Here is a 13,084-nt window from a genome sequence, read left to right on the forward strand (position 1 = left end):
GTCCAGGGGTCAGGCGGGGCTGTACTCGGCCACGACGACGGTGATGTCATCGCGCTGGGGCTGGCCGGCGCTGTGCGCGCGGGCGTCCGCGAGCAGCGCATCACGCAGCGCCTCCGCGGACAGGTGGGCATGGGCTTGCACCGCCGCGGCCAGACGCTGGGTGCCGTACATGCGCCCCGCCCCGTCCCGCGCTTCGGTGATGCCGTCGGTGTACCAGACGATGATGTCCCCTGGCCGCAGCTGCGCCTGGCGGGACGAGAACTGCGACGTCACGGACGCGCCGAGCAGCGGCCCGCGCGCGGGCAGCGAGGCCACCTGCCCGCTGTGCTTGTTGAAGACGAGCGGGCTGGGGTGCGCGCCCGCCGCGTAGTCCACCAGGCCGTTGGACACGTCGATGACGGCCAGGGCGCTGGACATCTGGTGCTCGCCGCGGCCCACGTTGGCCAGCGTCACGTTCAGCGCGGTGATGAGCATCTGCGCGTTGACCTCGGTGGGCTCGCGCAGCGTCATCGCGGAGGCGAAGCCGCTGGTGGCGCTGGTGGCGACCAGCGAGGTGGACAGGCCGTGGCCCGTCACGTCGCCAATGCCGATGACCACCCGCTGCTCGTCCAGCACCGCGCGGAACCACCAGTCGCCACCACACGCGTCGGCGGTGACGACGAGGCCGGCGATGCGCAGCGGCCCCACCTGCACGGCATCTCGTCCGGGCAGCAGCGTCTCCTGCACCGTGCGGGCAAGGGACACCTCGCGCTCGAGCTGGGCCTTGGCGCGCACGTCGTCCAGCAACACCTTGATGCGCTCGGCCATGTGGTTGAACACCACGCCCAGCGTCTTCACCTCGCGGCCAGCGCCGGTGGCGGACTGGGTGCGCGCACCCAGGTCTCCGGCGGCCAGCTGCATCACCTTGTGGGTGAGCACGCCCAGCGGACGGGTAATCCTGCGGCTCTGGAACGCGGCGACCACGCCCGCCAGCACCACGAAACCCACCCCCAGGGCGAGCATGCGCCAGGTGTTGGTCTCCATGGTGGCGCGCTTGTCACGCTCCAGCTCCCCCAGCTGATTCTGGAGGGCGCGCAGCGAGTAGCTGATGACCACCAACCCCATGCCGCTGCTGGAGCCGTAGTTGATGGGCTCGTGAATCTCGTACACCGCCTGGTTCTGGAAGAACGCCTGCACCAGTCGCTGCTCGACGACTCGCTTGGCGGGCGCATCATCGGAAGCGCCATCGGCGGCGGGCTTGTCGGGCGCATCGGCGGCCTTCGGCTCGCTGTCCGCCATCACCACGCCCTCCGGGTCGATGATCTGCACGCGGAGGATGTTGGGGTTTGCCCCGACCATGGAGCCGGCCACGCCCTGCAGGAAGTCGTAGTTGTTGTCGCGCAGGTTGGTGACGGAGGTCAGCGCCAGCGTCCTGCCCACCGTCTGCCCCAGCTCGCGGGCCTGCTCCTGGATGCGCTCGGTGGAGCGGCGCGCGGTCTCCTCGAACTGGGACTGCGTGGAGGCAACGGACAGCGCCGCCACCATGCCGACGATGACCACCACCAACGCGGTGGTGGTGAGCAGGAGGATCTGGTCCAACCGGAGGCCACGGATGGCCGCCACATTGGGCAGCTCCCCGGCTTCCAGCGGAGCGATGAGCGTGCCCGTCGCCTCGACGTGGGGCAGGCCCACGTTGGACGTCAGCCGCGTGGCGGTGGACTCGCGGGTGCCGGTGATTTCCCGAGAGCCCGTCCGATCGGCGGGCGACAGCGTGCCGCCGGGGGACGTGCCAGGGGACGTTCCGGGCTCGGGTGTGGGGTTCAGACGCGTGTTCGTGCTGGACAAGGACACACCCGGAAGGCCACGCCAAGGCGCGGCGGGGAGCGGGAAAGAGTCGCGACTCTAGCGCACTTCTCCTGCTTCGCGAGACCTTGCCCCCCACGGCACGTCACGTCGGGCCCTCGGGCCGAGGCTTCCCACGAGGTGTGGTGCGCGGGTTGGCCTGGCGGACACTTCACATCCGGTGCGAAGCGGAGCACCGGGCCTTCACCGGGCGTCCGCTCGAAACGCCGGTTAGCATCCCGGACGCATGAAGCCCCACTTCCACGTGTCCGGGTTTCCCGTCCGCGTCCATCCGCTCTTCTTCCTCACGACCGTGGCGACGGGCTGGAGCTTCGCCTCCGGGCTGGCCCACCTGGCACTGTGGGTCGCGGTGGTGTTCGCCTCGGTGCTCCTCCACGAGCTGGGCCACGCGTGGGCGTTCCGCCACTTCGGCTCCACAGCGAGCATCTCCCTGCACGGGATGGGTGGAACCGCGCAGGGCACGGACCAGCTCACGCACCGCCAGTTCGCGTGGGTGAGCTTCGCGGGCCCCGGGGCGGGCTTCCTGCTGGGCGGGCTGGTGTGGGCGGCCTCGGTCGTCACGCCGCTGGGCGAGCAGGGCGGGCTGGTGGGCCTGGCCGTGCGGCAGCTGCTCTGGGTGAACCTCGGCTGGGGACTCTTCAACCTGCTGCCCGTGCAGCCCCTGGATGGAGGTCACCTGCTCGCGTCGCTCGTGCGAGCGCGCAAGGGGTACCGGTATGAGCGGGCCCTGCACCTCGTCGGCATCGTCACGGCGGTTGTGATGATGGGGCTCGCCGTCTGGCAGCGCACCGTCTGGGTCGGGGTGATGGCCCTGATGTTCGGGGTGATGAACCTGGAGCAACTGCGACAGCTCCCCCGCGAGGTCCGCTTCCAGCCCGCTTCACCCCCTCGCCGCGTGGCCCCGCGACGCGCGTCGACGGTGGGCGCCGTCACCCTCGACCAGTTGCTGGGTCGAAGCCCCGCCCCACCCTCCCCCACCGCCACCAACGAAACGGCCACCACCGCCGAGGCCCCCGTCCTCGCCCGACGTCCCGAGCTGGAGGACACCGGACCGGAGGCCCCGCACGACCCTGCCGCGGTGGGACAGCTGCTTTTGGAGAGCGGCCTCGCGACCCTGGCGGTGAAGCCCCTCCAGGAGGCTTTCTCCCGGACGCCCTCATCCCACACGGGACATGCCCTGGTCCTCGCGCTGCTGGAGGCCGGACGCACACCGGAGCTGACCGCGCTGCTCTCGGGGCCTCGGGCCGCGAACCTGTCCGACGAGACGCTGGAGACCATCTCCGTGCGAGCCGGCGCCGACGGGGCGCTAACGGACCGCGTCACGGCCCTGCGACGGGCCGCCACTCCTAAGTTGGATGAGCAAGGCTGATTGCCGCGCCGCGCCACCGGGCGCCCTTTGACCAGGGGGCCGACAGGAGGCCATCTGCACGCTTGAGAAAAGGGGGCGCATCCGGGTTATAGGGGCGTCCCCTCCAGCCAGAGGAAGCCCGCGCGTGTCTCGACCCAGACTCATCAAAGAATCGTCCGCGCCGCTCCCGCTCGACAGGGAGCTGCTGGTTCGTATCCACGACCTCATGGTCAAAACGCGCGTCCTCGAGGAGCGCCTCATCCAGATGTACAAGCAGGGCCACGGCTACTTCTGGATTGGCGGTCCCGGTGAGGAGGCGTTCAACGTCCCGCTCGGCCTGCTGATGAAGAAGGGCCAGGGCCCCGAGTACGACTACCTCCACGCCCACTACCGCCAGTCCGGCACGCTGCTCGCCCTGGGCGAGGAGCCCATCGGCGCGCTGCGGCAGATGAAGAACACGGCGTCGGACCCATACTCCGGCGGCCGCAACTTCGCGGGCCACTTCTCCCTGCGCAAGTACAACGTGGCCCCCGTCAGCTCGCCCATCGAGGTCCAGTACTCCATCGCACCGGGTACGGCCATGATGCAGAAGCGCGTGGGCGGTGACGCCATCACCATCGTCACCGGCGGCGACGCCGGCACGGCCGAGGGCGATTTCGCCACCTGCCTCATCTGGAGCAGCCGCCCCGCCAACCCGCTGCCGGTGCTCATCATCGTCACCAACAACAAGTGGGGCATCTCCACCTCGGCGGAGGGCCAGCACGGCGAAACGCGCGTGAGCGAGCGCGGCAAGGCGTTCAACATCCGCTCCAAGACCATCAACGGCAATGACCCGGTGGAGGCGTACACGGAGCTGAAGGAGGCGATGGAGTACGTGCGCACCGAGCGCAAGCCGTTCCTCCTGGAGGCCAACGTGTCGCGCCTGTACGGCCACTCGTCCGCGTCCGGCGCCAACTACGTGTCCGAGGAGATCGACTGCCTCAAGCAGTTCGAGACCCGGCTGGAGGCCGACGGCGTCCTGACGCGCCAGCAGATGGACGAGCTGCGCAACCGCTACACCGAGGACATGGCCGCCGCCGCCCGCATCGCCCGGGACGAGCCGCTGCCAGCCCCGGAGACCATCTGGAAGCACATCTTCGCGGAGGACAAGTAACCCATGGCCAACATGGCACAGGCCATTCGCATGGCCCTCCACTACGCCGAGGAGAACCTCGGCGTGACGGACATCTTCGGAGAGGACGTCGGCGCTCCGCTCGGCGGCGTCTTCACCTGCACGCAGGGTTTGAAGACGGCGTGGAACTCGCCCCTGGACGAGCGCGGCATCATCGGCGCGGCCATGGGAATCTCGCTGGGTGGCGGTCGGCCCGTCGCGGAGATCCAGTTCTGCGACTACGTCTACAACACCATCGACCTGCTCAAGCTGGCGGGCAACACCTGCTGGGCGAGCAACGGCGACTGGAACCTGCCCATGGTGGTGCGCACCCCGGTGGGCAGCGGCATCCGCGGGTCCATCTACCACTCGCACTCGTTCGACGCGACGATGACGCACATCCCCGGCTGGAAGGTGGTCATGCCCTCCACGCCGCTGGATGCGTACGGGCTGCTCATCTCCGCGTGCAAGGAACAGAACCCCGTCATGTTCCTGGAGCCCAAGGCGCTGTTGCGCGTGAAGGGCGACGAGCGCATCCCCGGCGAGCCGGACGACGACCGCGCGCTGTCGAAGATGATCGACGCGCCCCTGGGTGACCGCTCGCAGTGGAAGCCCCAGTGGCCCGCGGAGCTGGAGGCGTTCGCCATTCCCATTGGAAAGGGCAAGCTCCTGCGCGAGGGCACGCAGCTGACCGTCGTCAGCTACGGCCGCACCCTGCCCCTGTGCGCGCGCGCCGCGGCGACGCTCGCCGACGAGGGCATCAGCGTGGAGGTCATCGACCTGCGCTCGCTGTGGCCCTACGACTGGGAGATGATCAAGACCTCCGTCCAGAAGACGGGCCGCGTCCTGTTCGTCAACGAGGACACCGAGGTGACGAACTTCGGTGAGCACCTCTTGCGCCGCACGGTGGAGGAGCTCTTCTACTCGCTGCTCGCTCCGCCCCGCCTCGTGGCCGGCAAGTTCGTCCCCGGCATCGGCCTGGCCGACACGCTGGAGATGGCCTCCGTGCCCCAGCAGAACGACATCACCGACGCCCTGCGCTCCCTTGCTGGCGAGCAGCCGTAAGCGTCGCACCCACAAGTACGCCGTGGTTCCCGCACCACGGAAAGTTCCGGGCCGCCGTTCCTCTTTGGAGGAGCGGCGGCCCTTTCGTTAGACTCCCAACTGCCTTGTCACAGCCAATCGTCCGGACCGTCACCCCCGCGGGAACAGATGCCCCCGCCTTTCGCATTCGCCGCGCCCGTCGGGGCGACGCGGAGGCAATGGCCTTGCTGCTTCGCGAGCTGGGCTATCCCCAGGGCACGGACCAGCAGACCGTGCACTGGGTGGTGAGCCATCCGGAGATTGAAATCTTCGTCGCGGGCGACCCCCAGGACAAACCGGTGGGCATGCTGTCGTTCTCGCACCGGCCGCAGCTGCGGCTGCGCGGACGCGTGGCCACCATCGACGAGCTGGTGGTGACGGAGACCTGGCGGCGTCGGGGCGTGGGCCGCGCGCTCATCAAGCAGATCCTGGAGCGCTGCAAGGTGCTCAGCGCCCGTCAGCTCCAGCTCGTCTCGCCCATGGCCATCACCCCGGAGGCACGCAACTTCTATACGGCGTGCGGCTTCTCCGAAATCGATGCGGGCGTGTTCCGCCATGTGGAGACAGAGGGCCGCCACTAGGGCCGGCTCCATCGTGTCTCCACCGGACGTCAGCGCTTCTTGAAGCTCTCCACCACCCGGTGGAGCCGCGCGCGGTCCTCGTCGCTCACGTCCGTGAAGCGCACGCCAATGGCCTCCTCCTCATCGCGCACCCACGCGATGATGCCATTGAGGTGGAACTCCTCGCCCGCGATGTCCATGGACAGCCGCACCTGCGAACCTACGTCGTAGGCCTTGCGCGTGCGCAGGCACAGGCCGCCCGCCGACACGTTGATGGAGAACACGCGCAGCGCTCGCGCGGCGTCCTCCGTGTGCTCGAAACGAACCGCGAACTTCGCCGCCACGCGCTCATCGGTGCGACGGTTCGCGTACGCGGAAGGATCTCCTGGTGCCATCTCTGCTTCCGCCACCTTGCTAGTCATGTGCACCCGCTACCCCCTGGCCACTGCTGGCGACCCGCTGCCATCCCAACCTCAGGGATTCTGACGCGCCGAGCCACCCCTTGGGCATCGGTCATCCGGCAAGTGTCCGCTGCTTTCCAGGCACGATTCAAGTGGGCCCCCACGAATGAACTCCATCAGGTAAGTCCCCGCTGACTTCGATTCGGGAGCGTGGGATGCGCGCGTGGCTCGCGGTGTTGACGGGGACCCTCTTCCTGGCGCTCTTGGCGCCTGGATGTGATGACGATGACAACAAGCCCGCGCCCAACGGTGAAGACTCCGGGGTGCCGGGGGACCCGGATGGCGGCGGGCATCCGGGAGACGGCGGGCCGAGCCCTGACTTCGCATGCAACGTCGCAAGGCAGGAAGGCTGTGGAACGGGCCAAAGCTGCCACTTCGCGGACCTGGGGAGCGGCAAGACGGGCAGCCGGTGCTTCGCGGCGGCATGCGACGTCGTCCAGCAGAACTGTGCGCAGGGTCAGCGCTGCACATACGTGAGCGCGGGCGCGACGACGGAGCGGCGGTGCGTGGAGGCGGGTGCGAGCGCGGAGGGCGCGCGGTGCACGCTGGCGCCCACGGATGGCGGCGTCGAATACGACACGTGCGCCGCGGGCCTGTTCTGCAAGGACGAGCGGCAGGACGACGGCGGCACGGGCTTCTTCTGTCGCCGGCTGTGCCACGCGACGACGCAGTGCGGGGATGCGGGCGAGTGCAACACGGTGCTGCGGCTCGCGGGCACGTCGGAGCTGCCGCTGCTGTGCGGGCCGCGCTCGCAGGCGTGCGACCCCTTCGCCCAGGGCTGCACCGCGCCGCTGAGCTGCTATCCGGCCTCGTCGGGCCCCGTCTGTGCGGGCAGCGGCACGCGCGGCACGGGCGAGACGTGCGACTTCAGCAACCAGTGCGCGCCGGGCAGCGCGTGTGTGAATACGGGGCGTGGGCTCAACTGCCGGCCGCTGTGCCGGCCCTCGGGCACTTCCGCCTGTACCGCCGGGACGTGTCGTCCACTGAATGACAATCCCGGTGTGGGCGCATGCATCCCCTGAAGCGGAGTGCCCACGCGGGGTAACTCCGTTGCCCTGAGTGGACGCCGCGAGGCCACGCAAGGGCGGCGAATGCGCACGCGAGGGACACTCGCGGCTCCGTCTCGCCCGGAGACCAGGGAGGCGTGCGCCGCGCGCCTCGGGCCTTGCGCGTGTGTCGGGTGGTCGTCGCGGGAATGAGCGGTGAGCATCGTGCGTCCTCGGGAGGGAGCGACGATGCGAATGTGGCGGACGTGGCTCGGAGTCCTGGCGTGTGTGGGCGGTGCGCAATGGGCGTGCACTCCCAGCAACGCGGAAGACCCCGTGTGGGAAGAGCCCTCTCAGGAGCAGGATGAAACCTCGAATGCGCCGGACGCGTCCGTGGAGGTGGCACCGCCGCTGGTGCTGAACGACGAGGGGCAGGTGCGAACCGCGCCCCCACCCGCGCAACCGACACCGCCGGCCGTGAGCTTCCAGCCCGGCTTCCATCAGGCCCTGCGCTGGTCCTACTCCGTGAGCAGCGTCACCACGTTCCGCATGCGGGTGCCGGTGGCGCGGGCCGGAGAGCGAATCCAGGTGACGTTCCGCGCGGGTGACGGAGCGCTCACGCTCCAGCGCGCCACCGTGGCGCGGGCCGGCGCGGACGGCTCACTGGTGTCCACGCCCGTGGCCTTGAGCTTCGAGGGCAAGCCGGGCTTCAACGCGGGCGCTCGCGCCCTGGTGAGGTCGGACCCGCTCACCTTTCCGGTGACGTTCCGCGACGACCTGGCCATCACCTTCGAGGTTCGCGGCGCGCTGGCGGCCAGCGCCATCAACGCGTTTCCCGGCAGCTTCGCGCGGGTCGGCACGCACTCCCAGGCGTCGGAAGCGCTTGGTGGCGAGGCCTTCGAGCGCTCCGTGGGCGTGGCGACGGTGGACGTGGAGGGCCCCACGGGCCGGGCCTTCCTGGCGATGGGCGACAGCATCACCGAGGGCTATGTCGACCTGCGCAACGACACGCGCAACGCGTGGCCCGCGCTGGTGGAGTCCCAGCTGGGCGTGCCCGTGGTCAACGCGGGCGTCAGCGGCCAGGGCTTCTACGACGCGCTGATGCTGCTCGACGACGAGGTGCTCGCGGTGAAGGGCATCACCGACTGCCTGGTGCTCCTGGGCACCAATGACCTGGGCGACGAGGGCGCGGAGGAGCAGATGGAGACGCGGATGCTCCTGCTGGTGCAGCGGCTGGAGCCCTTCTGCCACGTCTGGGTGAGCACGCTGCTGCCAAAGGAGAAGACGAACTACGGCGCCTATGAGTACGTGAAGTCGCAGCGGCTCAGCTTCAACGCGTGGCTGCGCGCCGGCGGCACGGGCGCAGAGGTCATCGACCTGGAGTCGGTGATGAGGCGCACGGGCAACGTGCACCTCTACCTGGAAGGGCTGGGCGTGGACGGCATCCACCCGAGCACCGATGGCCACCGGGTGATGGCGACCGAGGTGGTGCGCACCCTGCGCGAGCGCGGCCAGTTGTAGCCGCGCGCGTCGCGGCGGCGGCTCAGCGAGGACCGAGCACGCCGTGCAGGACGAGCAGCTCCGCCAGCCCTGGCGGCAGCAGGAGCCAGTCGTTCTCCGCGGGCACCCAGCGCACCGGCGCGCCCGCGGCCTCCAGCTGTGCATTCACGCGCAGCAGCAAGGGCGCGAAGGTCTTCGCGGGCGCATCCCAGTCACCCTCGCCGACCTCGACCTCGACGGCGCCCGGGTCCACGACGAAGGCGTTGCGCCCTTGCAGCGGCTTCACGGCGAAGCCCGGGAGGTAGGGCTGCATGGCCGCCTCCAGTCGCTCCAGCAGCGCGCCGTCCTTGAACGGATGCGACAGCTCGAAGTCGAAGAACGTCGGGAGCTGGGACAAAAGCTCCTGGCGCAATGGGTCCTCTCGGCTGTCGCGCCAGTGATGCTCCGCGAGCTCCATGGCCGTGGCAGGCACCTTCAGCTCCCACGGCTCCAGCTTCGCGAGCAGCTCGCCCATGCGCTCCACCAGCTCGTAGGGAGGCTCCGCGCGCGACACCCAGGCCACGTCGGCCACGGCCTGGCCCCGGCGCAGCCCCGTCACCCGGTCTCCCTTGCGAAGCTGGAAGGGCGGCGCGCCGGACTCCGGCTCCGGATAGAGCGGCGCGTTGAAGAGCCCCTCGCCCGAGTCCGGACGCAGCCGCGCGAAGCCGTGCTTCGGGTTGACGTCCTCCACCGTGAATGTGTCCCTGGCCATCCGACGCCTCCTCCCGGAAAGACTAACCCGTGTTGCGCATGCCGGCCGCGATACCGTTGAGCGAGAGCAACAGGGGTCTGTCGCAGTCACACGCGCTCTCGCGCTTGCGGCGCATCAACTCCACCTGGAGGAAGGACATCGGGTCCACGTACGGGTTGCGCAGGGAGATGGCGCGCTGGAGCTGGGGGTTGTGGTCCAAGAGCCGGGCCTCCCCCGTCAGCCGCTTCACCTGCCGACGCGTGCGCCGATGCTCCTGTTGAATCAGCCGCCACAGCGGGCGCGTGGACGCGGAGGCGAGCGCCGCGTACCGGCCCGCGATGGCCATGTCCGACTTGGCCAGCACCATGGTGACGTTGTCGATGACGGCCTTGAAGAAGGGCCACTGGCGGTACATGCGCTTGAGCAGCGCGGGTCCACCGGGCTCCTTCGCGAACGCCTCCAGAGCGGAGCCCACGCCGTACCAGCCGGGGATGATGGCCCGGTTCTGCGTCCAGGCGAACACCCACGGAATCGCGCGCAGCGTCTCCAGTCCTCCCGCCTTGCGCTTGCTGGGGCGCGAGCCGATGGGCAACGCGGAGATCTCCTCCACCGGCGTCGCGGCGGTGAAGAGCTCCAGGAACCGGGGGTCGTCCCACACCAGGGCGCGGTACGCCTCGCGGCCCGTCTCGGCCAGCGTGTCGAACGCGGCGCGAAACTCCTTCTCGTCTTCCGGCGACGGGCGCGGCTGCGCATCCAGCAGGTGCGGCAACACCCCTCCGACGATGAGCTCCAGCGTGCGGCGTGCGAGCTCCGGGCGCGCGTACTTGTGGTCCAGCGCCTCGCCCTGCTCCGTGGCCTTGTAGCCCCCCGCCACCGCGCCAGGAGGCAGCGCGAGGATGGCCTCCTGCGCCGGGCCACCACCGCGAGCCACCGACTCACCTCGTCCATGGAACAGCCGCAGCGGGACCGCCGCCTCGCGCGCCGCCTCGGTGAGCGCCACCTGCGCGCGGTAGAGCGCGGCGCTGGCGGCCAGCAACCCCACCTCCTTGCCCGAGTCGCTGTAGCCGACCATGACCTCTTGCGCGCCCCGCGCGTCGACGTGCTTGCGGTATTCGGGATGCGCGAAGAGCGTGCGCAGCACGTCCGGTCCGGAGTCCAGCGCGCCCAGTTGCTCGAACAGGGGCACCACGTCCACGGTGGCGCAGCCCCGCCGCGCGTCCCACAGGCCCGCATGCTTGATGCAGCGGAAGGCCGCGAGCACGTCCTCGGCGGTGCTGGCCATGCTGAGGATGAGCGTGCGGCAGGCGGGCTCTCCCGCCTCGGCCTGGGCCTCGCGCAGCTTCTCCAGCACCGCGAGCAGGCGCTTTCCACCCTCCGACGGCGCGGGCCCACCTGGCTCCAGCGAGGCCGCCGCGCTCACCGCGTCCTCGGCCGGAACACGGGCCTCCAGTTCGGCCAGGGACAGGCCCAGCGCGCACACCCGCTCGCGCATGCGTCGCACCTGTCGGAGCCCCGCGTTGCCGGCCTTCGCCTCCACCAGTGAGCGCGCCAGCAGGTCCAAATCGGCGAGCAGCGACTCCGGCGTCCGGTACGCGCTCTCGGGCATCGGCCCCGCGTCGCCGGTGCGCTGGGCCAGCACATGGCGCAGCGCCTGATGCAGCCGCTCCTCCATGAAGCGCAGCTTGCGACGCCAGGGCTCGCCCACGGTGCGAGGCCCCAGGCGCTGCTCGGCCTCGGGAAGCTGCGCCGCATCGCGCTCCAGCGAGGCGAGCAGCTCCTGTGACGGCTTCGCGTGTCGGTCCGACTGGGAGAGCATCCCTCCCAGGCGCTCCAGGCCCTGCATCAAGAGACGCAGCCCGCGAGCACGGTGCGCGCGCAGCGTGTCGCCGAAGACCTCGGGCGTGACGAGCGGGTTGCCATCCATGTCCCCGCCCACCCACGAGTGGACGCGCACCGGAGTGTCCACCTGCCCGAGCGGCTCGCCGTACGCGCGCTCGAAGGCCCACTCCAGCACCTCGGGCAGCTCCGAGAGTTGCTCGGCGAGCACCTCCTCCACGTACCAGAGGATGTTCTTCACCTCGTCGCCCACGGTAGGACGCTCGCGGCGCAGCTCGTCCGTCTGCCACAGCGTGGTGATCTCCTCGCGGAGCGACTCCACGTTGTCGGCGCTCTCGCGGGGGGTCAGCTCGCAGCGGTCCCGCTCCTCCAGCAGCCCCGCCATCCGGTAGAGCTTCTCCAGCAACGTGCGGCGCACGGCCTGCGTGGGATGCGCGGTGAGCGTCAGCGTCACCTTCATCTGTCGGAGCGCTTCGCGCACGCGTGAGGCGGAAATGCCCGCGTCCTTGAGAGACAGCAGCGTCGCCTCCAGCGAGCCTCGCTGGGGACTGGGGGACTCGGCGCCAGCATGGGCGCGGGCGCGGCGGATGCGGTGGTGCTGCTCGGCCAGATTCACGAGCTGGAAGTAGACCGAGAAGGCGCGAAGCACGGGCTCGGCCTGTTCCAGGGGCAGACGTTTCAGGATGTCCGCCAGCTCGGCCGCGGAGGCACGTCGCCCCGGCACCGGGCCACGCCGCCGCTGGATGGACAGCCGGCGCACCTCTTCCTCCAGGTCGAACAGCTCCTGCCCTTCCTGCTCGACGAGCACTTCTCCCAACAGCCGCCCCAGCAGGCGGACATCACGACGGAGCGGCTGATCCACGGCGCGCATACGAGCCATATGCCGTGGACCGTAACCGCTTCCGCCAGGGTTCGCGCGGGCAATGTCCGGGGGCCCCCACTTCTCGTCCGACTCAGAACCCGAGGTACTCGAGCTCGTCATCCGTCAGCTGATGCAACGGCTGCCGGCTCTTGACCTCTCCCGTCCTGGGGTCGTTGTACAGCTCCGACTCGGGGAGGTTCCGCAGGACCAGCTCCAGCTTGCGGATTTGACCTCGCTCCGAGTCGATCATCTCCCGCTCACGGATGATGTTGGCGATGACCCCAGCGGGCACGACGGTGTCACGGGGAGAGCCGCCTTGAGCCTGGTAGGAGACGAAATCAGACTCTTTGTTCTGGTACTGGATGACCAGGGTGGCCAGACGCTCGGGGTCGATCTGGTACTCGTCGCGAATTCGCTGCAGCCGGCCTTCGCGCTCTGCGATGCGCTTCTCAAGCTCCTCGACCTTCTTCCGCATTGCCCCGCGAAGGTCGGGGGTCGTCTTGGTGTTGTAGCGAACGGACTCGAACAGCTCCGCAGGACGCTCGATGCGATAGCCCATGGTCCAGCTCCTCGTTTGATTCGTCGTATTGGGATGGCCGCGCTGAAGGCAACCTGAACCGACCCGCTGGGGGGGTCGGCCAGCGAGCCACCGCGCCGACGGCTCGGCCAGCAACGAGCTGACCAGGCTCCGTGCCAAAGGGGGGCTCTGATGCGGTCCGGCCATGA

General features: G+C 69.7%; 11 protein-coding genes. 6 read left to right on the forward strand and 5 right to left on the reverse strand.

Going from position 1 to position 13,084, the window contains the following annotated elements:
* Positions 1-9: 9 nt before the first annotated feature.
* The gene (locus HUA74_RS19540) at positions 10-1,824 is read right to left on the reverse strand and encodes a SpoIIE family protein phosphatase (protein ID WP_174455709.1); all 1,815 of its coding nucleotides are present in this window, start codon (positions 1,822-1,824) and stop codon (positions 10-12) included.
* Between the two features lie 244 nt (positions 1,825-2,068).
* Between HUA74_RS19540 and HUA74_RS19545 the strand changes: the two genes are divergently transcribed.
* The 4 genes from HUA74_RS19545 (at position 2,069) to HUA74_RS19560 (ending at position 6,004) form a co-directional block, all read left to right on the forward strand.
* A complete protein-coding gene (locus HUA74_RS19545; protein WP_174455710.1) occupies positions 2,069-3,211 on the forward strand; it encodes a M50 family metallopeptidase in 1,143 nt (380 codons plus the stop codon).
* Between the two features lie 124 nt (positions 3,212-3,335).
* Positions 3,336-4,343 carry a thiamine pyrophosphate-dependent dehydrogenase E1 component subunit alpha gene (locus tag HUA74_RS19550; RefSeq protein ID WP_141648393.1) on the forward strand — a complete coding sequence of 336 codons (1,008 nt, stop codon included), beginning with the start codon at positions 3,336-3,338 and terminating at the stop codon, positions 4,341-4,343.
* Between the two features lie 3 nt (positions 4,344-4,346).
* Complete coding sequence (locus HUA74_RS19555) at positions 4,347-5,405, forward strand: alpha-ketoacid dehydrogenase subunit beta (protein ID WP_174455711.1); 1,059 nt, start codon at positions 4,347-4,349, stop codon at positions 5,403-5,405.
* A 197-nt stretch (positions 5,406-5,602) separates the two neighbouring features.
* Positions 5,603-6,004: a GNAT family N-acetyltransferase gene (locus HUA74_RS19560; protein ID WP_246137774.1), complete on the forward strand. Its 402-nt coding sequence runs from the start codon at positions 5,603-5,605 to the stop codon at positions 6,002-6,004.
* A 29-nt stretch (positions 6,005-6,033) separates the two neighbouring features.
* Here the strand turns inward: HUA74_RS19560 and HUA74_RS19565 are convergent, their stop codons facing one another.
* Complete coding sequence (locus HUA74_RS19565) at positions 6,034-6,405, reverse strand: TIGR02266 family protein (protein ID WP_141648396.1); 372 nt, start codon at positions 6,403-6,405, stop codon at positions 6,034-6,036.
* A gap of 194 nt (positions 6,406-6,599) precedes the next feature.
* Between HUA74_RS19565 and HUA74_RS19570 the strand changes: the two genes are divergently transcribed.
* A complete protein-coding gene (locus HUA74_RS19570; protein WP_174455712.1) occupies positions 6,600-7,466 on the forward strand; it encodes a hypothetical protein in 867 nt (288 codons plus the stop codon).
* A 213-nt stretch (positions 7,467-7,679) separates the two neighbouring features.
* Positions 7,680-8,951 (forward strand): GDSL-type esterase/lipase family protein, encoded by a 1,272-nt coding sequence (locus HUA74_RS19575; protein WP_174455713.1) that lies wholly within the window; start codon positions 7,680-7,682, stop codon positions 8,949-8,951.
* Between the two features lie 22 nt (positions 8,952-8,973).
* Here HUA74_RS19575 and HUA74_RS19580 read toward each other — a convergent pair whose 3' ends face one another.
* The 3 genes from HUA74_RS19580 to HUA74_RS19590 all read right to left on the reverse strand — a co-directional run bounded on the left by HUA74_RS19580 (position 8,974) and on the right by HUA74_RS19590 (position 12,917).
* On the reverse strand, positions 8,974-9,681 hold the full coding sequence (locus HUA74_RS19580) for a hypothetical protein (protein WP_141648399.1): 708 nt from the start codon (positions 9,679-9,681) through the stop codon (positions 8,974-8,976).
* A gap of 22 nt (positions 9,682-9,703) precedes the next feature.
* Complete coding sequence (locus HUA74_RS19585; protein ID WP_174455714.1) at positions 9,704-12,376, reverse strand: phosphoenolpyruvate carboxylase; 2,673 nt, start codon at positions 12,374-12,376, stop codon at positions 9,704-9,706.
* Positions 12,377-12,449: 73 nt separating this feature from the next.
* Positions 12,450-12,917, reverse strand: coding sequence for a hypothetical protein (locus HUA74_RS19590; protein WP_174455715.1), 468 nt, complete (start codon positions 12,915-12,917; stop codon positions 12,450-12,452).
* Positions 12,918-13,084 lie beyond the last annotated feature (167 nt).

Origin of the sequence: Myxococcus sp. CA051A (genome assembly GCF_013336705.1) — a bacterium.
In the GTDB taxonomy this organism is placed as follows: Bacteria; Myxococcota; Myxococcia; order Myxococcales; family Myxococcaceae; genus Myxococcus; species Myxococcus llanfairpwllgwyngyllgogerychwyrndrobwllllantysiliogogogochensis.